The sequence below is a fragment of the Serratia sp. szju genome, from assembly GCF_044594185.1.
GTDB classification, from domain to species: Bacteria; Pseudomonadota; Gammaproteobacteria; order Enterobacterales; family Enterobacteriaceae; genus Serratia; species Serratia bockelmannii.
Genome location: NZ_CP172576.1, coordinates 651040 through 669609, shown reverse-complemented (window position 1 = coordinate 669609; position 18570 = coordinate 651040). Strand labels below are relative to the sequence as shown.

Below are 18570 nucleotides of genomic sequence, written 5' to 3'. Positions count from 1 at the left end.
TATGTCTCAGGAAAATGAACAGCGCCTGCGCTTTCGCGACGCCATGGCCAGCCTGTCGGCGGCGGTGAATATCGTCACCACCGACGGCCCGGCGGGGCGCTGCGGCATCACCGCCACGGCGGTGTGCTCGGTAACCGATACGCCGCCGACGCTGCTGGTGTGCATCAACCGCAACAGCGCGATGAACCCGGTGTTTCAGGAAAACCGCAGGCTGTGCGTCAACGTGCTCAACCATGAGCAGGAGCTGATGGCGCGCCACTTCGCTGGCATGACCGGCGTCAGCATGGAAGATCGTTTCCGGCTGGAAGAGTGGCAGCTCGGCGCACTGGGGCAGCCGGTGCTGCGCAATACCCTGGCCAGCCTGGAAGGGGAAATCGAGCAGATCCAGAGCATCGGTACCCACCAGATGTACCTGGTGCAGATCAAGCAGATCGCGTTGAGCGAAGCCGGTAACGGCCTGATCTACTTCAAGCGCAACTTCCATCCGGTGATCCATCAGATGGCGGTGCTGGCCTGAGACGTGGGGGCGCAGCCAGCTGCGCCCCACATATCAACTCTTGTTGGCTGCCAGATCGCTCACCAGGCGGTTGACCGGATCGCTCATGTTGGTGAACTTACTCAGCTCCGAACGGGTCACCACCACGAACACCCCGACATTTTTCGCCGGGATCATCGCCATGTAGGTGATGAACCCGCCGCCGCCGCCGGTCTTCTGAATGATGCCCGGCAGCCCGTCCTTCGGCGCCATATACACCCAGCCTAACCCCAGCGCATCTGCTTGCCCCGGCACGTCCATGCCCTTCAGCGACACCAGATCGTGGCGCTGGAAGTACATGGTTTGTTCGCTGGCGGCGGTGGCTTTGCGCGGGCCGCTGGCGCTGGAGGAGAGGAACTGCTGCATCCAGCGCTGCATGTCGCGTGGGGTGGAGTAGACGCCGCCGCTGCCGGCTGCGGCGGTGGTGTCGCGGCAGGCGCTCGGGCCGGCCGCCGCCACCATCAGGCGCGAACACTGTTCAGGGCTCGGCGTCAGCGTGGTATCCACCATGCCGAGCGGCGCGGTGATTTTCTCTTTCAGCAGCGCGTTGTAGGGTTTGCCTGCGGCGCGCGACAGCGCATCGGCCAGCAGATCGTACGCCAGATTGGAATAAGCGGCGTGTACGCCCGGCGGCACCGTGACGTTGGCATGCGCCAGCCATTGCCAGCGCTGGGCTTTGGTCGGCCAGGTGAAGACCGGCGTTTTAGGCGGCTTCTTGCCCGGCTGCTCGCGCGGCAGCGCGCTGGTGTGGGTGGCCAGGTTCAATAAGGTGATCGGCTGGCCGGCGTTGTAAGCCGGCACATAGGCGCCTTTGGGAGCGTACTTGCGCAGCGGATCGGTCAGTTTGACCTGGCCTGCCGCCGCCATTTTTACCATCACTTCACTGGTCATCAGCTTGGTGATCGACGCGATGCGGATCAGCGAATCCGGGCGCGGGCGCAGGTTGTTGCCGGGCTTGGTGTCGCCGAAGCTGCGGTTAACCACCTGATTGCCGTCGATCACCACCAGCGCCATGCCGGTGGCGCCGCTGTTGTAGAAAATATGTTCGGCATACTGGTCGACGATTTGCGAAGCCAGCTGCGGGGGCGCGGCCTGCACGGCCAGCGGCGCGGCGCACAGGCCCAGCGCCAGCAATAAAGCGGAGACAGAGTTCTTCAACGGTCGTTATCCATTTAACAATGCAGCGGGGAAAGGGCTTATTCGTCGCCCAGTGTAATGCCCCCAGGCCCCGGCTGCATGTAGAAAAAAGAGCGGTGGCGATAAAATTTTTTCACCGCCGGCGGCCTACTGCGCGCGGGCGAAAATGGCGATCACTTCGTCCAGGTGCGCCTTCATCGCCTTGCGGGCGCCGCGCACGTCGCGCGCTTCGATCGCCGCCAGGATCGCCCGGTGTTCCAGCTCGGAGCGGTGCGGCATGTCGTCCGGCGTATAGTGGCGCTGCAGCACGCGGAACATGCTGCCGTAACGGTGGCCGAGCAGGTGGCCGATGATGAACGCATAGGCCGGGTTGCCGCTGGCCTGGGCGATGCGGATGTGGAACAGCCGATCGCCGGGGTGGGTGGCGGAACCGGCGCGGTTATCGCGGCAGTTCTGTTCATAGGCGGCGCGGATACCCGCCAGCTCTTCGTCGGTGGCGTGGCGCGCGGCCAGCGCGGCGGTCTCCGGTTCGATCAGCAGGCGGGTTTGCAGCAGAGAAAACGGCGGCAACTCGGCGTTGAAATCCAGCTCGATGTTCAGTTCGTCGTCGATCTCCGCCCACTGGTTGCGGCCGGCTTGGGCCATCACCGGCTCCTGCGACGGCGCCAGCGGCGTTGGCGAGCGCACGATCACCCCGTTGCCGACCTTGACGTCTACCAGGCCGATCACTTCCAGCGCGATCAGCGCCTCGCGCACCGACGCGCGGCTGACCTGCAATTGCTGGGCGAGATCGCGCTCCGAGGGCAGACGGCTGCCCGGCGGAAATTCGTTATTTTCGATCAGACGTTTGAGTTGGTCAGCTATCTGTCTGTAAATTCTTGGGTTTTCCAGTCGGGTAATCGGCATTTTTGACCTTTGACGATTCGGCGTTCAGTGATTTGGCGCACAATTATGCGATAAGGCGCTTGAGTAATCGTTATTCAAGTGTAAAAAAATGGTTAATTGAAATGCGGTTTCAAGGCTGTTTTTATTAACTTCTTCCCCCAACGATAACGCGTAAAGCGTCTTTTGTCATGTTAGAGGCCTGACCTTTAACCGCCTTTAGTGGCCTGACCATTAGACCTTTAGGCCGAGGAGTCAAGATGGATTTAACCGGGAAACGCGTACTGATCACCGCCGCCGGGCAAGGGATCGGATTCACCACCGCCAGGCTGTTCGCCGCCGCCGGCGCTGAAGTGATCGCCAGCGACATCAACCTCGAGCGCCTGCAGGGCTCCGCCGGGATCCGCGCGCTGACGCTGAACGTCACCGATCCGGCCGCCATCGCGGCGGCGGCGGAAGCGATCGGCCCGATCGACGTGCTGTTCAACTGCGCTGGCGTGGTGCACAGCGGATCGATCCTCGACTGCAGCGAAGATCAGTGGGCGTTCGCGCTCGATCTCAACGTCACCGCGATGTTCCGCATGATCCGCGCCTTCCTGCCGGGCATGTTGGCGCGCGGCAAAGGCTCGATCATCAACATGTCTTCGGTGGCCTCGAGCGTGAAAGGGGTGCCGAACCGCTTCGCCTACAGCGCCAGCAAGGCGGCGGTGATCGGCCTAACGCGCTCGGTGGCGGCGGATTACGTCACCCAGGGCATCCGCTGCAACGCCATTTGCCCCGGCACGGTGGAATCGCCGTCGCTGCGCCAGCGCATCGCCGAGCAGGCGCGCGAACAGGGGCGCAGCGAGCAAGAGGTGTATCAGGCGTTCGTCGCCCGTCAGCCGATCGGGCGCATCGGCACCACCGAGGAAATCGCCCAATTGGCGCTGTATCTGGCCTCCGACGCCAGCTCGTACACCACAGGAACGGTGCAGATCATCGACGGTGGCTGGAGCAACTGAGCCGCCAGTTTTGAGAGAGGAACGCATGAAACTTTTACGTTATGGGGAACCCGGGCAAGAGCGCCCCGGCATGTTGGATGAGCAGGGCCGCCTGCGCGATCTGTCGCAGCATATCGCCGACGTGGGCGGCGCCGCGTTATCGCCGGCGTCGCTCGCCAAACTGCGCACGCTGGACAGCGCCGCATTGCCGCTGGTCGAGGGGCAGCCGCGTCTCGGCGCCTGCGTCGGCGGCATCGGCAAGTTCATCTGCATCGGCCTGAATTACGCCGATCACGCGGCGGAGACCGGTGCGGCCATTCCTGAGGAACCGGTGGTGTTCAACAAATGGACCAGCGCGGTGGTCGGCCCCTACGACCGGGTGGAGATCCCGCGCGGATCGCAGAAAACCGACTGGGAAGTGGAGCTGGGCGTGGTGATCGGCCTGGGCGGGCGCTACATCAGCGAAGCGGATGCGATGCGCCACGTCGCCGGTTATTGCGTGATCAACGACGTCTCAGAACGCGAATATCAAATTGAGCGCGGCGGCACCTGGGACAAGGGCAAAGGCTGCGACACCTTTGGGCCGATCGGCCCCTGGCTGGTGACCGCCGACGAAATCGCCGATCCGCACAGCCTGAACCTGTGGCTGGAGGTGGACGGCAAGCGCTATCAGGACGGCAACACCAGCACCATGATCTTCCGCATTCCGCAGATCGTCAGCTACCTCAGCCGCTTTATGAGCCTGCAGCCGGGCGACGTGATCTCCACCGGCACGCCGCCGGGCGTCGGCATGGGGCAGAAACCGCAGCCCATCTACCTGCGGGCGGGCCAGACGATGCGTCTGGGCATTGAAGGGCTGGGCGAACAGCGCCAGCAAACCGTACAGGCTTAACCGGGAGCGCCGCCATGACCACCATTACCGCACTGCGGGTTGAAGACATTCGTTTCCCCACGTCGCTGGGGCTGGACGGATCCGACGCCATGAATCCGGATCCCGACTATTCCGCCGCCTACGTGATCCTGGAGACCGATCGCGCGGATCTCAGCGGCCACGGACTGACGTTCACCATCGGCCGCGGCAACGAGATCTGCTGCGCGGCGATCCGCGCGCTGGAGCATCAGATCGTCGGTGAGCGGCTGGAGACGATCGCCGCCGATATGGGCGCCTTCTGGCGGCGCTTCACCAGCGACAGCCAGCTGCGCTGGATCGGGCCGGACAAAGGCGCCATTCACCTGGCGACCGGCGCGGTGGTCAACGCGGTGTGGGATCTGTGGGCCAAATCGGTCGGCAAGCCGGTGTGGCGGCTGGTGGCGGAGATGACGCCGGAGGAGCTGGTGCGCTGCATCGACTTCCGTTACATCACCGACTGCATCACGCCGCAGGAAGCGCTGGCGCTGCTGAAACAGCGGGCCGAGGGCAAAGAACGGCGCCTGGAGCGGCTGCTGCAGGAGGGGTATCCCTGTTACACCACCTCCGCCGGCTGGCTGGGCTACCCGGACGACAAGCTGCGCCGCCTGTGCCAGGAAGCGGTCGACGCCGGTTTCTCCTACCTGAAGCTGAAGGTCGGGCGCGATCTGGAAGACGACATCCGCCGGGTGCGCATCGCCCGCGAGGTGATCGGCCCAGATCGCCGGCTGATGATCGACGCCAACCAGGTGTGGGAAGTGGACGAAGCCATTCCGTGGGTGAAGCATCTGGCGTTCGCCAAACCCTGGTTTATCGAAGAGCCGACCAGCCCGGACGACGTGGAAGGGCATCGCCGCATCCGCGAAGGGGTGGCGCCGGTCAAGGTGGCCACCGGTGAGATGTGTCAGAACCGCATCATGTTCAAGCAGTTCATCATGCGCGGCGCGGTAGACGTGGTGCAGATCGACGCCTGCCGTCTCGGCGGCGTCAACGAAGTGCTGGCGGTGATGCTGATGGCGGCCAAATACCAGCTGCCGGTCTGCCCGCACGCTGGCGGCGTCGGGCTGTGCGAGTACGTGCAGCACCTGTCGATGATCGACTACCTGTGCATCGCCGGCACCCACGAAGGCCGGGTGATCGAGTACGTCGATCATTTGCATGAACACTTTGTCGATCCCTGCGTGATCAACGGCGCGGCCTACATGCCGCCGAGCCGTCCCGGCTATTCGATCGAGATGCATCCGTCGTCGATCGAGCAGTATCGGTTCCGCGGGTGAGGCGGGAGGATCGCATGCCGCGCATCGACGCGCATCAGCACTACTGGCGCTATCACCCACGGCACTACCCGTGGATCGACGAGCGGATGCGGGTGCTGCGGCAGGATTTCGATCCGCCCCGGCTGCGGCCGCTGTTGCAGGAACACGGTTTCGACGGCGCGCTGGCGGTGCAGGCGCGCCCCAGCGAGGACGAGACGCTGACCCTGCTGGCGCTGGCTGAGCAGAGCGAGGGCGTATGCGGCGTGGTGGGCTGGCTGGATATCGCCGCGCCGCAGCTGGCGCAGCGCCTGGAGGCCTTGCGGCCTTACAGCGCGCTGCGCGGGGTGCGCCATCAGGTGCAGGACGAAGCGGATCCGGCGGCCTGGTTGGCGCGGCCGGAGGTGGAACGCGGCATGCAAACGCTGCAGCGCGCCGGGTATGTGTACGAGATCCTGGTGACGCATCGGCATCTGGCGGCCGCGGCGGCGTTCGCCGCCCGCCATGACGAACACTGGCTGGTGCTGGATCACCTCGGCAAGCCGGACATCGCGCGCGGCGTGCGGCACTGGGCGCAGCAAATCCGGCCGCTGGCGGCGCTGCCGCACGTGGCCTGCAAGCTATCGGGGCTGATCACCGAGGCGCCGGGCGGCCGGTGGCGGGCGGAAGAACTGCTGCCGTTCTTCGACGCCGCGCTGGAGGCGTTCGGCCCGGAGCGGCTGATGTTCGGCTCCGACTGGCCGGTGTGCCTGCTGGCCGGCGACTACCGCCAGGTGGTGCAACTGTGCGAACGGGCGCTGTCGACGCTGGGGGCCGCCGAGCAGGCGGCGATTTGGGGCGGCACCGCCTGGCGAATTTACGGTTTAACGGAGTCTGGTTATGGATCTGTATCTGCAAGATAAGGTGGTGCTGGTCACCGGCGGCGGTGCCGGCATCGGCGCGGCGATTGCTCATGTGCTGGCCGAGGAGGGGGCGATCCCGGTGCTGGTCACCAACGCCGCGCCGGAGGCGGCGCTGCTGGCCGATTTGCAGCGGCTGCAGCCGCGCACCGAGGTGATCCTCACCGAATTGTGCGACGAGGCGGCCTGCCGCCGGGCGGTCAGCCAGACGCTGGCGACCTTCGGCCGCATCGACGGACTGGTGAACAACGCCGGGGTCAATGACGGCGTCGGGCTGGAGGCGGGGCGTGAAGCGTTCGTCGGCTCGCTGGAGAAGAACTTGGTGCACTACTACCTGATGGCGCACCTGTGCCAGGCGGCGCTGCAGGAAAGCCGGGGCGCCATCGTCAACATCGCCTCTAAGACCGCGCTCAGCGGGCAGGGGGGCACCAGCGGCTACACCGCCGCCAAGGGCGCGGTGCTGGCGCTGACGCGCGAATGGGCGGTGTCGCTGCGCCATGACGGGGTGCGGGTGAACGCGGTGGTGCCGGCGGAGGTGATCACCCCGCAGTACCAGCGCTGGCTCAACACCTTCGCCGAGCCGCAGCGGCAGATGGAGAAAATCACCGCGCGCATTCCGCTCGGGCAGCGCATGACTACGCCGCAGGAGATCGCCGATACCGTGGCGTTTCTGCTGTCGTCGCGGTCATCGCATACCACCGGGCAGTGGCTATCGGTGGACGGCGGCTACCTGCATCTCGATCGGGCGCTGACGTGAGCGGCGCGGCGGCAGGGCGGCGCCGTTTCTGCCAGGCGCTCGATCTGATTGACTCACCGGCGCTGATTGCGGAGTACCAGCAGCATCATCAGCGCATCTGGCCGGGCATCGCCGCGCATTTGCGCAAGCACGGCATTCTGGACATGGAGATTTACCGGTTGGGCACCCGGCTGTTCATGATCGTGGAGGTCAGCGCCGATTTTGACGCCGCGCGTTTTGACGCCGCCAGCCTGAACAACCCCGAAGTACAGCGATGGGAAGCGCTGATGTGGCACTACCAGGCCGCCACCCCCTGGACGCCGCAGGGCGAAAAATGGGTGGAAATGGCGCGGATTTTCTCTCTGCAACAGCAATAACGCCAACATCATCATCGCCAGACGATACGAGGGTATCACCATGCTTGCTGAAAAAAGTGCGGCCTCCGCGCAGCCGGGCGTCCCCGTGACCGCCAATCTGCGCTGGGCCTTTATCCTGGTCACCAGCCTGTTCTTCATGTGGGGGCTGTCCTATGGCCTGCTGGACGTATTAAACAAACATTTTCAGGAGACGTTGCACGTCACCAAGGCGCAGTCGGGGCTGCTGCAGGCGGCCTATTTCGGCGCCTATTTCCTGGTGGCGCTGCCCGCCGGGTACTTTATGGATCGCAAGGGCTATAAGGCGGGCATTCTGGTCGGGCTGTGCCTGTATGCGCTGGGGGCGCTGCTGTTCGTGCCGGCGGCGTCGGCCAACAGCTTCGGCGTATTCCTGTTCGCGCTGTTCGTTATCGCCAGCGGCCTGGGCTGCCTGGAAACGGCGGCCAACCCGTACGCCACGGTGCTGGGCGATGCGCAGGGCGCCGAACGGCGGCTGAATCTGGCCCAGTCGTTCAACGGCCTCGGGCAGTTTATCGGCCCGCTGATCGGCGGCACGCTGTTCTTCTCCGCCAGCCAGTCCACCGGCGGCGGCGATCAGAGCGCGGTGAAGATGACCTATGTGGCGATCGCCGCGCTGGTGCTGCTGATCGCGCTGTTGTTCAGCCGCACACGGCTGCCGGCGATCCGCGAAGAGGAAAAACCGGTGCACGGCGTGATAGCGCAAGGATTGTGGCAGCATCCGCATTTCGTCGGCGGGGTTATCACACAGTTCTTCTACGTGGCGGCGCAGGTGGGCGTCGGGGCGTTCTTCATCAACTACGCCACCGAGCACTGGCGCGAGGTGTCTAACCAGAGCGCCTCTTACCTGCTGTCGATCGCCATGATCTGCTTTATGGTCGGACGCTTCTTCAGCACCTGGCTGATGGGGCGAGTCAAACCGGCGACGCTGCTGGCGGCCTATGCGCTGATCAACATCGCGCTGTGCGGCGTGGTGATGCTGAGCGTCGACGGCGTATCGGTGGTGGCGCTGATCGCGGTGTTCTTCTTTATGTCGATCATGTTCCCGACCATTTTCGCCCTGGGGGTGAAAAATTTGGGTAAACACACCAAGCGCGCCAGCTCCTTTATGATCATGGCGATCGTCGGTGGTGCCATCATGCCGTACTTTATGGGGGCGCTGGCCGACCGTTACAGCACCGCGCTCTCTTATCTGCTGCCGCTGCTGTGCTTCGCGGTGGTGCTGGTTTACGGCCTGCGGCAGCGCCGCGCCTGATTCAACCCGGCGGCGAATCGGCCTTCGCCGCCGTTGCCAGCGCCTGCGGGCGGGTTCGTATCAGGATCGTCAACGCCAGCAGCAGCACCATGCCGGACAGCACGCCGTTTATCGTCAAGCCTCCGGCATCCACCACCAGCCCACCCGCCAGCGAACCGCAGGAAATCGCCAGATTAAACAGCGCGATATACAGCGAAGAGGCGACCTCGACCGCATCGGGGGCCGCCTTGAGCATCCACGCCATCAGCGAAACGGAAACGCCGCCGTAGGCGATGCCCCACAGCAGGAGGAAGGCACTGCCGCTCAGCGGCGCGTGGCCCAGCAGCGGCAGCAGCAGGACCGCGAGCGCCAGCCCGAGGGCGATCAGCGCCAGGGTGCGGCGCAGCCGCTTGGCGGCGGCCTGGCCGGCGATGAAATTCCCGGCGATACCGGCGACGCCGTAGGCGAACAGCAGCGGCCCCACCCAGCGGCCCTCGATGCCGGCGACCGTCTGCAACAGCGGGCGGACAAAGGTGTAAGCCATAAAGTGGCCGGCGACCAGCAGAAACGTCAGCAGCAGTCCGAGGAGCAGTCGGCGATTCGCGCGCTGCGCGGTGAACGACCGCCAGCTTATCGCCTGCGTGACCGGCAGCGACGGCAGCACGCACAGCAGCAACAGCAGGGTCAGCGCCGCCAGGACGGCGACGGCCAGAAACGCCATGCGCCAACCCAGCGCTTCGCCGAGGAACACCCCGAGTGGCACGCCGAACACCGAGGCCGCCGCTACGCCGCCGAAGATGACGGACAGCGCCAATCCGACGGAGGCCGGCGGCACCAGGCGTTCCGCCAACCCGCCGGCGATGGCCCAGATACCGCCGATGCAAAAGCCCAGCAAGGTGCGCGCGGCGAACAGCAGGGCCAGGGAGGTGGCAGCGGCGGCCAGCAGGTTGGCGGCGATCAGCAGCAGCAGAAAGCCCACCAACAGGCTGCGGCGATCCGTGCGCCGGGCGCCCAGCACCACCAGCGGGGCGAACAGCGCGGCGAACAGGGCCGGCAGGGAAATTAGCAGCCCGGCACGGCCTATCGATGCGTTCAAGGTGCTGACGATCGGAGTCAGCAGCCCGACGGGCAGCATTTCTGCGGTGACGACGGTAAAGGTGGACAGGCCGACCGCGAAGGTCGCCAGCCAGGGTTTTGCGCCGCCGTCGGCGTGTAAGGCATTCATAAGGATCCTCCCAACAGATGAATAACCTCAGTGTATCCGCGCCAAAATGGCTGATAAACTGGCCTGATTGCGCAACATTGGGGACAAATCGTGGCTAATTTACCGTCTATGCCGTTGGATAACCTGACAGACCTGCTGGTGTTCATCCGCGTCGCCGACGCCTGCAGCTTCACGCTGGCGGCCGAGAGGCTGGGCATCTCCCGATCGGCGGCGGGCAAATGCGTGAACCGATTGGAGGAGCGATTGGCGACCCGGCTGCTGCAGCGCACCACGCGCAGCGTCAGCCTGACCGAAGACGGCGCGGTGTTTTACGAGTATGCGCAGCGCATCCTGTCGCAGGCCGAAGAGGCGGAAACGGCGCTCAATACGCGGCGGCAAACCCCGCGCGGGCGGCTGCGGTTGGATCTGCCGGTCTCGCTGGGGCGGTTGCATATCCTGCCGATTTTACGGGAGTTTTTGGCACAGTGGCCGGAGGTGGACGCCGACGTCAGCTTCTCCGATGAGTACAGCGATCTGGTGCGCGACGGCATCGACGTAGCTATCCGGGTCGGCGGCAGCGACGACAGCCGGCTGGTGCGGCGAGTGCTCGCGCCGCATCGCCTGATCACCTGCGCGGCGCCGGACTATCTGGCGCGGCACGGTACGCCTGCAAAACCGGAGGCGTTGGGCGATCACGAGACGCTGGTTTTCAGCCATCAGGGGCTGCCGGCGCCCTGGCGCTATTTGGTCAACGGCCAGCTGCACGAACAGCCGGTGCGCGGCCGGATGCGTTTCAACAACGTCGAGGCCTTGCGGGATGCGGCCGTCGCCGGGGCGGGTCTGTGCCAAGTGGGGGCGTTTCTGGTCGGCGAGCAGATTGCGGCCGGCACGCTGGTGCCGGTGCTGGAGCGCTATTGTCGCCCGGGGCCGCCGATCTGCGCCGTCTATCCCAGCCGGCGCCATCTCTCCCCCAAGGTGAAACTGTTTCTGACGGCGATCGAACGGCGCTGGCAGGGCAAGGCGATTTGGGAAACCGCTTAGCGCGGGCGATTCACGCCGCTTTCAAGGCCAGCGTTCGCTGCATTAAGCGGTAGCCGCCGGCCGCCACCAGCAGTACGACCAGGCCGGCCGTGAGCGTGACGCCAAAGCCGGCCGTTATCCCCGCAGCGTCGATCGCCAGGCCCGCCAATGCGGCGCCGAGTGCCACGCCTATCCCCAGGCCGGTGACCATCCAGGTCAATCCTTCCGTCAGCCGGGAGGGCGGCACGATGTTTTCAACCAGCCCCATGGCAACGATCATGGTCGGCGCAAAAAACAATCCGGCGACAAACATCGCCGCCGCCAGCGTTAAGACATTGTGCACCCACAGCAGCGGCAAGGTGGTGAAAGCGGTGGCGAACGCCGCGTATAAGAACAGACGAGGCAAGGGGACGGGGATCTTCATTGCGCCGAAAATCAGCCCGGCCAGGCAGGAGCCGAACGCGTAAACCGACAGTACGATGCTGGCGGCGGCCGGCTGCCCTTGCTGCTCGGCGAAGGCCACGCTGATGACGTCCACGGTGCCGACGATGGTGCCGAGGGCGATCAGCGCCAGCACCAGGATCTGCATCGACGGCATGGTCAGGATGGCGCGCTGCCGCTGGTTATTGTGGGCGTAAACCGGGGGCTGGGTGCTTTTTTGCGCGGCGAATGCCCCAACGCCCGCCACCAGAAGCAGCGCGGCCACCAGAGGGCCGGCCTCTGGGAAGAGTGAAACGCTAAGCCCCACGGCGATCGGTGGGCCGACGATAAAGGCCACCTCGTCCAATACGGACTCGAATGAAAATGCCGTGTGCAGCTGTGGCGTGCCGCGATAAATTTCGCTCCAGCGGGCCCTGACCATCGCGGAGATGCTGGGCATGCCGCCCGCGAGCGCGGCGAAGACAAACAGAGTCCAGTCCGGTGCCCGATAGTGGGTGCAGAGCAACAGCAGCAAGAGGGCGATCGCGCTGATCCCGGTGGCATACGGCAACACGCGGCTTTGGCCGTGACGATCCGCCGCGCGCGCGATTTGCGGCGCAAGCAGCGCCATGGAAAAGGCGAACGTCGCTGCCACCGCGCCCGCCAGCCAATAGGAACCGCGTACCTGCGAGAGCATGGTGATGATGCCGATACCGGTCATCGAGACCGGCAGGCGCGCGATCAGCCCGGCAGAGGAAAACGCCTTGCTGCCCGGGGCGTTGAACAGTTTGAAATAAGGATTTGCCATGGAAAGGGCTCCGGAATGTTGGCGGCTCGGTATTCGCTCAATGTCCATCATTGACATACGCCACGTATGTTACGTTAATTGACATACATGGCGTATGTCAATTATAACGTCATCAATAACGAGGCGGAGTGGACCCATGGCACGTAAAGCGCGCACCGAAATGATTGAAGAAACCCGACAAAAGCTGGTGGCGGCGGCCCGCCGGCAGTTTGGCAGCGTGGGGTATGCCGAGACGGTGATGGATGATCTCACCGCCCAGGCCGGCCTGACGCGCGGCGCGCTCTATCACCATTTTGGCGATAAAAAGGGGCTGTTCCTGGCGGTGGTGCAGGCGATAGACGCGGAGATGGATGCGCATCTGGCTGACATAACCGCGAGTACTGCGGATGACTGGGAGGCTTTTGCGGCGCGTTGCCGCGGTTATCTGATCATGATGACGGAGCCGCAAGCGCAACGCATTCTGTTGCGTGATTCACCTTCGGTGCTGGGAGCTGAATATCTGCGGGCCAGCAAGCTGGCGTGTATCAGCTGGATGACGGGTGCATTGCAGGCCTTGATGGCGCAGCGGCGCATCGCCGTCGCCGAGCCGGAATCGCTGGCGCATTTAATCAACGGCGGCCTGATGGATGCCGCGCTGTGGGTCGCCCATCATCCGGAAAAAGACGTGGGGCTGGAACAAGCCTTGGTCAGTTTGAATCTGTTGCTGAACGGGCTGCGTTCCACCGCCGTATAGCCGTATAAGTGTTGATGTCAGCCGCCGCGCCGTTACGGCGGCGGCTTAAGGGTGAACGGCGGCGGGCTCGACGTTTTGCGCCAGCTGAATATTGTTGCGGCCGCTGTGCTTCGCCAGATAGAGCGCGGCGTCGGCCGCGCCTATCGCCGATTCGACGTCCAGTTTTTCCAGCGCGGAGATGCCGGCGCTGAGCGTCAGCGTGCCGCTGTGCTGCGGACTGGCGCCGTGCGGGATGTTCAGCTCCGCCACGCGTTGACGCACCCGTTCGGCCAGCTGCGCCGCATAGCCTTCGTGCACGTTGGTCAGCAGCACCAAAAACTCTTCCCCGCCGTAACGCACCACGATGTCGCGCGAACGCACCGCATCGCGAATGGCGACCGCTACCTGCACCAGAGCCCGGTCGCCCATGGCGTGGCCGTAGCTGTCGTTGTAGACCTTGAAGTGGTCGATATCCAGCAGCAGCACGTAGTGGCGGCCGGTTTGCGGTTCCAGCAGCATAGTGATCTTATTTTCCAGGCCACGCCGGTTATAAAGGCCGGTCAGGGGATCGAGCATGCTCAAATTATTGAATTTGTCCCGCTCGTTATACAGGTTGGCCACCAGCGCGTGGGTAAAGATTTCACTGCGTTTCAACATCAGGTGATGAATGGAGAAAGCGATAATAGGTAATAGCGTGGTGAATAATATCCGCAGGGTATTATGCATGCCGTCTAAAGCCAGGATCACCATTGCGGAAGGCACGGCGTGTAAACAAAAGGCGGTAAAGTTATCCGTCAGAGAAATAGCGCTGATAAAAAAGATGCTGAACAAACTAATTAATAAAAAATCTTGGTTATTCGGCAAGCAATATTGACTTTTAACGTAAATATGTGCGGCCCACAGCAGGCCAAGCACGCTGGAGAACAGGTTGAGTTTGCACAAATATTTACGTGGCGTTTGCAGAGAAAATAGCGCTGCTACCAGACAAAATAGCGGTATACATAATAAAGGTAGGGTAAATGCGGGCGTATCCCTAAAAGGGAACAATAATGTAAATACGGAAGAGGCGGCATTCATTATCAGAAAAAGAAATAATGCCAGGCGCTGCTTGCTGTTCAGTAATTCCTGATAAGAACGGGCGTTCATACGGAGGTCACTCTTTGCAAAGTCGTTCTGTCGAATAATTAAGGTTGAGAAGCATTCCCTTGGCGCGAATATCCACTTGAATTGCATGGTTGAGGATTGTGATTATTATCATGCAAACAGGACTAGGAATTTTCTTATGTCAAATTATCATTTTTTCCTGCTGGTGTCATCTGAGTTTGGTCAGCGCAGTGAAAATGATGCGGCGGCCAAAAAAGTGTTATATGATATTGGTTATCATTATCACTTGAGGAGGGTTGTCATGCTCACTGCCATGATTGCCGCGTGCGGACTGTGGGGCGTCAGTTGGTGCCTCGGCGATCGCCTGGCCAGCGCCTGGGGCGTTTTGCTGCCTTGTGCGTTGATGCCGCTGTTGGCCCTGATCAACCTGGATATGCTGCAGTTGCGCACCCTGATCGTGATAGCGATGTTGGCCACGCTGGTGATGCTGTTCAACAGCCGGCTGCGCCACTATCTGCTGCTGCCTTCCTGTATGGCGCTGGCGGGCGGCCTGGCGGCTGTCAGCCTAAACTTCAGCTTCGCGTAAACGCTGGAAACGGTAAAACCACGCTTAAGCGTGTTGTTCATCAATGCGTTGGGATTTTTTCGGGGAGACTACCGGAGAGAACATCAATTGGTGCGAAGAGAGGGACTTGAACCCTCACGTCCGTAAGGACACTAACACCTGAAGCTAGCGCGTCTACCAATTCCGCCACCTTCGCACAGTCGATGTTGTTGCTTTGATTTATATTACGTCGCCAGCGTGGTGCGAAGAGAGGGACTTGAACCCTCACGTCCGTAAGAACACTAACACCTGAAGCTAGCGCGTCTACCAATTCCGCCACCTTCGCATCGATGCTGAGTGCAATATAAATCATGTGGTTATTTGGTGCGAAGAGAGGGACTTGAACCCTCACGTCCGTAAGGACACTAACACCTGAAGCTAGCGCGTCTACCAATTCCGCCACCTTCGCGTACCAGAAACATTACCGGAGTAACGTTACCACGGAGGCGAATTCTAGAGATTTTGGCGGACACGTCAACAGTTATTTCCCCGCTTTGCGGGCGTTTGCTGGAAAAACAGCCATATCGCCGCTTTTCTGCTGGTCAAACAGCCAAATCAGCCAATCAATCAACACTCTGACCCGCGGCGCCAGGAAACGGCCGGGCGGATACATGATGTAAATCGGCATCGGCGGGGGCGGCGTGTCCGTCAATACTTCCACCAGTTCGCCCTGTTCCAGCCAAGGGGCAAGCGAATAGCGCGCCGCCTGTATCAATCCCATGCCGGCGCGCGCGCCGGCGATATAGGCGTCGGCGCCGCTGACGCTCAGCCGGGCGGGCAGTTCGCGCAGTTCCAGCTTGCCGCCGCGGCAGAACTCCAGCGGGTAATCGCGGTTGCTGGCCAGCGAAAAATACCCCACCGCGCGGTGCGGCGCCAGGCTATCGATGTCGAGCGGCGTGCCGCAGGCCTGCAGGTAAGCGGGGGAAGCGCAGGTGATCTGTGGCAACTGGGCGATGCGCCGCGCCACCAGGCTGTCGTCTTCGGTTTCCCAGGCGCGCAGCACGCAGTCAACGCCTTCGCGCAACAGATCGACGTGGGTGTCGTTGGCACCCAGCGCCAGGGTGATGTCGGGATAACGCTGGTAAAAGTCGTCCAACGCCGGAATGACGATCTGGCGCGCCAGCGAATGGGGCATATCGATGCGCACCTTGCCGGACGGCTGCAGCTTATGGTGACTGAACAGCGTGTCCGCCTCCTCCAGTGCCCCCAGCAACTGCACGCAGCGTTGATAGTAGAGGCTGCCTTCGCTGGTCACCTGTACCTGGCGGGTGGTGCGGATCAGCAGGCGAACGCCCAGCCGCTGCTCCAGCCGTTTTAACGCGTTGCTGACCGTGGCGCGCGGCAGCTGCAGGCGTTCGGCCGCCCGGCTGAAGCTGCCCAGTTCGACGATGCGGGTAAAAATGCGCATGGCTTGAACCTGATCCATGTCCACTCCGGATTGTTGGTGATTTTTGAACAGTGATGTGCAATCTGCATTATTTATCTTTGTAGTGTAAACAACCAGACTTTGCTGCGTTATCCATTCACCGCATGAGGGCAGCACAATGCAACAACGTAAACTGGGTTCCCACGGTCCCGTCGTCTCCGCCCTGGGGCTGGGATGCATGGGCATGAGCGACTTCTACTCCACCGGCGCCGATCGGCAGGAAGCCATCGCCACGCTGCACCGGGCGCTGGAGCTGGGCGTCACGCTGCTCGACACCGCCGACATGTATGGCCCGCACACCAACGAAGCGCTGGTGGGGGAAGCGATCAAAGGCAAACGGCAACAGGTGTTCCTGGCCACCAAGTTCGGCATCCTGCGCGATCCGGCGGATCCTTCGGCGCGCGGCGTCAGCAGCCGCCCCGAGTATATCCGGCGCTCCGTCGAGGGCAGCCTGCGGCGCTTGGGCGTGGAGGAGATCGATCTTTATTATCAGCACCGGGTCGATCCGCAAGTGCCGATCGAAGACGTCGTCGGCACGATGGCGGATCTGATCCGCGAGGGCAAGATCCGCCATATCGGCCTGAGTGAGGCGTCGGTGGCCACGCTGGAGCGGGCGCACAAGGTACATCCGATCACGGCGCTGCAGACCGAGTATTCACTGTGGACGCGCGACGCCGAGCAGGGCGTGCTGGCGGCCTGTGAGCGACTGGGGATCGGCTTTGTGCCTTACAGCCCGTTAGGGCGCGGTTTCCTCACCGGCGCTATCCGGCGGCCGGAGGATCTGGCCGAGGACGATTTCCGCCGAGGCAACCCGCGTTTCCAGGGGGAAAACTTCGCCCGCAACCTGGCGCTGGTGGAGAAGGTGGGCGAGCTGGCGGCGCAGAAGGGCGTCAAACCTTCGCAGCTGGCGCTGGCCTGGGTGTTGGCGCAGGGCGAGCACATCGTGCCGATCCCCGGCACCAAACGCCGTCGCTACCTGGAAGAGAACGTCGCGGCGGCGGAGATAACGCTGAGCGCGGCTGAGCTGGCGGCGATCGACGCGGTGTTCCCACTGAGTGCGGCGGCCGGCGAACGCTACGGCGCCGAGTCGATGACCTATATCAACGGCTAAAAAAAGCGCGGCCTCAGGCCGCGCTCTGTCGTTTTCCGCCAACGGCGAATTATTTCTTCTTCGGCGCGCGCGGCGGGCGGCCGACGGTGGCCTGATACACCTTGAAGCGGCCGTTCTGCGCCAGCACTTCATGGCTGCCGAAGGTGGCGTCCAGAATGTCCGGGTACGGCAGGAAGGCGTTGGCGACGATGCGCAGCCTGCCGCCGATCGGCAGGTGCTTCACCGCGCCGCGGATCAGGGTTTCAGCAGCGGTCAGGCTGGTCTGCAGCCCGTCGTGGAACGGCGGGTTGGAGATGATCATGTCGAAACGGCCGGTGATGTCGGAGTAAACGTTGCTGACGATCACTTCGCCTTCGATGCCGTTGGCGGCCAGCGTTGCGCGGCTGGATTCCACCGCGGCGGCGTTGACGTCGCTGAGGGTCAGTTTCACCTTCGGCGACAGCTTGGACATTACCGAGGCCATGACGCCGGCGCCGCAGCCGATGTCCAGCACCTTGCCTTTCATGTGTTTTTCCAGCGTCGACAGCAGCAGCGAGCTGCCGACGTCCAGACCGTCGCGGCTGAACACGCCCGGCAGCGTTTTCACTTCCAGATCGTGCAGCTGATAGCTGTCCCACCAGTCGTTCAGGTCGAACTCGGTCTGCGCGTCCAGGCGGCCATGATACAGGCCGCAGCGGCGCGCACTGTCGATTTTCACCAGCGTGGCATGGCCTTCCAGCGTTGGCTCGGCGCTGCGCACGCCGCTGCGGTTTTCACCGACCACGAACACGTCCGCGCCCACCGGCAGCAGCGCCAGGAGGTTGCACAGCTGGAATTGCGCTTCCTGCTTGCTCTTCGGCCAGTAGTAAACCAGCGTGTCGCAGTCGGCGACGAAAGCGGGATCGACGGTCAAACCGAACTGCACGTTATCGCCCATCGTCCGGTTCAGTAACTGCCAGTGATGGTATTGCTGAGTGTGGACGCGCACGTCCGCGGCCTCGAATTGGGCCGGCAGGCTGTCCTGCAGGTCGCCGGCAAACAGCACGCGGCGTTCGATAAATTCATCACTGTGGCGCAGCATGACTTCACTGGCGGGGGTTAATGCAGACATCAGATATTGGCTCCTGGAAATGAGACCGGGGATTATAGAGCTTTGTGGCGATATGTTCGACGGGTTTGTTGGCGCGGGCTGCGCGGGTTTGTTAGCATAGCGCGGCGCATGGCAGG

At 63.0% G+C, this 18570-nt stretch carries 19 protein-coding genes and 3 tRNA genes; 12 read left to right on the top strand and 10 right to left on the bottom strand.

The window, feature by feature from the left end; genetic code table 11:
* Nucleotide 1 precedes the first annotated feature (1 nt).
* Nucleotides 2–517, top strand: a complete 516-nt coding sequence (hpaC, locus tag RE418_RS03280) for a 4-hydroxyphenylacetate 3-monooxygenase, reductase component (protein ID WP_025305188.1) — start codon at nt 2–4, stop codon at nt 515–517.
* 33 nt (nt 518–550) lie between these two features.
* Here hpaC and ampH read toward each other — a convergent pair whose 3' ends face one another.
* Nucleotides 551–1693, bottom strand: a complete 1143-nt coding sequence (ampH, locus tag RE418_RS03275; RefSeq protein ID WP_197771535.1) for a D-alanyl-D-alanine-carboxypeptidase/endopeptidase AmpH — start codon at nt 1691–1693, stop codon at nt 551–553.
* Between the two features lie 126 nt (nt 1694–1819).
* The gene (locus tag RE418_RS03270; protein WP_025305190.1) at nt 1820–2578 is read right to left on the bottom strand and encodes a FadR/GntR family transcriptional regulator; all 759 of its coding nucleotides are present in this window, start codon (nt 2576–2578) and stop codon (nt 1820–1822) included.
* 236 nt (nt 2579–2814) lie between these two features.
* Here RE418_RS03270 and RE418_RS03265 point away from each other — a divergent pair, with 236 nt between their 5' ends.
* Genes RE418_RS03265 through fucP form a run of 7 tightly spaced genes read left to right on the top strand, consistent with a single transcriptional unit; the run spans nt 2815 to nt 8976 of the window.
* Nucleotides 2815–3555 carry an SDR family oxidoreductase gene (locus tag RE418_RS03265; protein WP_043136107.1) on the top strand — a complete coding sequence of 247 codons (741 nt, stop codon included), beginning with the start codon at nt 2815–2817 and terminating at the stop codon, nt 3553–3555.
* A gap of 25 nt (nt 3556–3580) precedes the next feature.
* Entirely contained in the window at nt 3581–4426 is an 846-nt protein-coding gene (locus RE418_RS03260) for a fumarylacetoacetate hydrolase family protein (RefSeq protein ID WP_043136103.1), read from the top strand.
* A 14-nt stretch (nt 4427–4440) separates the two neighbouring features.
* Nucleotides 4441–5718 (top strand): L-fuconate dehydratase, encoded by a 1278-nt coding sequence (locus RE418_RS03255; RefSeq protein WP_025305193.1) that lies wholly within the window; start codon nt 4441–4443, stop codon nt 5716–5718.
* Between the two features lie 14 nt (nt 5719–5732).
* Nucleotides 5733–6596, top strand: coding sequence for an amidohydrolase (locus RE418_RS03250; protein ID WP_089196494.1), 864 nt, complete (start codon nt 5733–5735; stop codon nt 6594–6596).
* Nucleotides 6574–7350 carry an SDR family oxidoreductase gene (locus RE418_RS03245; protein ID WP_043136096.1) on the top strand — a complete coding sequence of 259 codons (777 nt, stop codon included), beginning with the start codon at nt 6574–6576 and terminating at the stop codon, nt 7348–7350. Before RE418_RS03250 ends, RE418_RS03245 begins: the two co-directional genes overlap by 23 nt.
* Nucleotides 7347–7706: an L-rhamnose mutarotase gene (locus tag RE418_RS03240; RefSeq protein WP_043136092.1), complete on the top strand. Its 360-nt coding sequence runs from the start codon at nt 7347–7349 to the stop codon at nt 7704–7706. The genes RE418_RS03245 and RE418_RS03240 overlap by 4 nt, the downstream gene beginning before the upstream one ends.
* A 40-nt stretch (nt 7707–7746) precedes the next feature.
* Nucleotides 7747–8976 (top strand): L-fucose:H+ symporter permease, encoded by a 1230-nt coding sequence (fucP, locus tag RE418_RS03235; RefSeq protein WP_049207862.1) that lies wholly within the window; start codon nt 7747–7749, stop codon nt 8974–8976.
* Nucleotide 8977: 1 nt separating this feature from the next.
* Here the strand turns inward: fucP and RE418_RS03230 are convergent, their stop codons facing one another.
* Nucleotides 8978–10180 (bottom strand): MFS transporter, encoded by a 1203-nt coding sequence (locus RE418_RS03230; protein WP_089181651.1) that lies wholly within the window; start codon nt 10178–10180, stop codon nt 8978–8980.
* 108 nt (nt 10181–10288) lie between these two features.
* On the opposite strand from RE418_RS03230, the gene RE418_RS03225 reads away from it, so the two are divergent.
* Complete coding sequence (locus RE418_RS03225; RefSeq protein ID WP_025305199.1) at nt 10289–11200, top strand: LysR family transcriptional regulator; 912 nt, start codon at nt 10289–10291, stop codon at nt 11198–11200.
* 10 nt (nt 11201–11210) lie between these two features.
* Here the strand turns inward: RE418_RS03225 and RE418_RS03220 are convergent, their stop codons facing one another.
* A complete protein-coding gene (locus RE418_RS03220; protein ID WP_399675798.1) occupies nt 11211–12407 on the bottom strand; it encodes an MFS transporter in 1197 nt (398 codons plus the stop codon).
* Between the two features lie 136 nt (nt 12408–12543).
* Here RE418_RS03220 and RE418_RS03215 point away from each other — a divergent pair, with 136 nt between their 5' ends.
* Nucleotides 12544–13140 (top strand): TetR/AcrR family transcriptional regulator, encoded by a 597-nt coding sequence (locus tag RE418_RS03215; protein WP_016929176.1) that lies wholly within the window; start codon nt 12544–12546, stop codon nt 13138–13140.
* Between the two features lie 45 nt (nt 13141–13185).
* On the opposite strand, the gene RE418_RS03210 is transcribed toward RE418_RS03215, so the two are convergent.
* Nucleotides 13186–14265 (bottom strand): GGDEF domain-containing protein, encoded by a 1080-nt coding sequence (locus RE418_RS03210; RefSeq protein ID WP_089181652.1) that lies wholly within the window; start codon nt 14263–14265, stop codon nt 13186–13188.
* A gap of 259 nt (nt 14266–14524) precedes the next feature.
* Between RE418_RS03210 and RE418_RS03205 the strand changes: the two genes are divergently transcribed.
* Nucleotides 14525–14809 (top strand): DUF1435 domain-containing protein, encoded by a 285-nt coding sequence (locus RE418_RS03205; RefSeq protein WP_049204639.1) that lies wholly within the window; start codon nt 14525–14527, stop codon nt 14807–14809.
* 88 nt (nt 14810–14897) lie between these two features.
* Here RE418_RS03205 and RE418_RS03200 read toward each other — a convergent pair.
* The 4 genes from RE418_RS03200 to RE418_RS03185 form a co-directional block, all read right to left on the bottom strand.
* Nucleotides 14898–14984: transfer RNA gene (locus tag RE418_RS03200), tRNA-Leu, on the bottom strand.
* A gap of 42 nt (nt 14985–15026) precedes the next feature.
* A tRNA-Leu gene (locus RE418_RS03195) sits at nt 15027–15113 on the bottom strand.
* A 36-nt stretch (nt 15114–15149) separates the two neighbouring features.
* Nucleotides 15150–15236 (bottom strand) — tRNA-Leu (locus RE418_RS03190).
* A 72-nt stretch (nt 15237–15308) separates the two neighbouring features.
* The gene (locus RE418_RS03185; protein WP_043136071.1) at nt 15309–16253 is read right to left on the bottom strand and encodes a LysR family transcriptional regulator; all 945 of its coding nucleotides are present in this window, start codon (nt 16251–16253) and stop codon (nt 15309–15311) included.
* A 118-nt stretch (nt 16254–16371) separates the two neighbouring features.
* On the opposite strand from RE418_RS03185, the gene RE418_RS03180 reads away from it, so the two are divergent.
* On the top strand, nt 16372–17364 hold the full coding sequence (locus RE418_RS03180; protein WP_025305204.1) for an aldo/keto reductase: 993 nt from the start codon (nt 16372–16374) through the stop codon (nt 17362–17364).
* A gap of 49 nt (nt 17365–17413) precedes the next feature.
* Here the strand turns inward: RE418_RS03180 and rsmC are convergent, their stop codons facing one another.
* On the bottom strand, nt 17414–18454 hold the full coding sequence (rsmC, locus tag RE418_RS03175) for a 16S rRNA (guanine(1207)-N(2))-methyltransferase RsmC (RefSeq protein ID WP_089181653.1): 1041 nt from the start codon (nt 18452–18454) through the stop codon (nt 17414–17416).
* Nucleotides 18455–18570 lie beyond the last annotated feature (116 nt).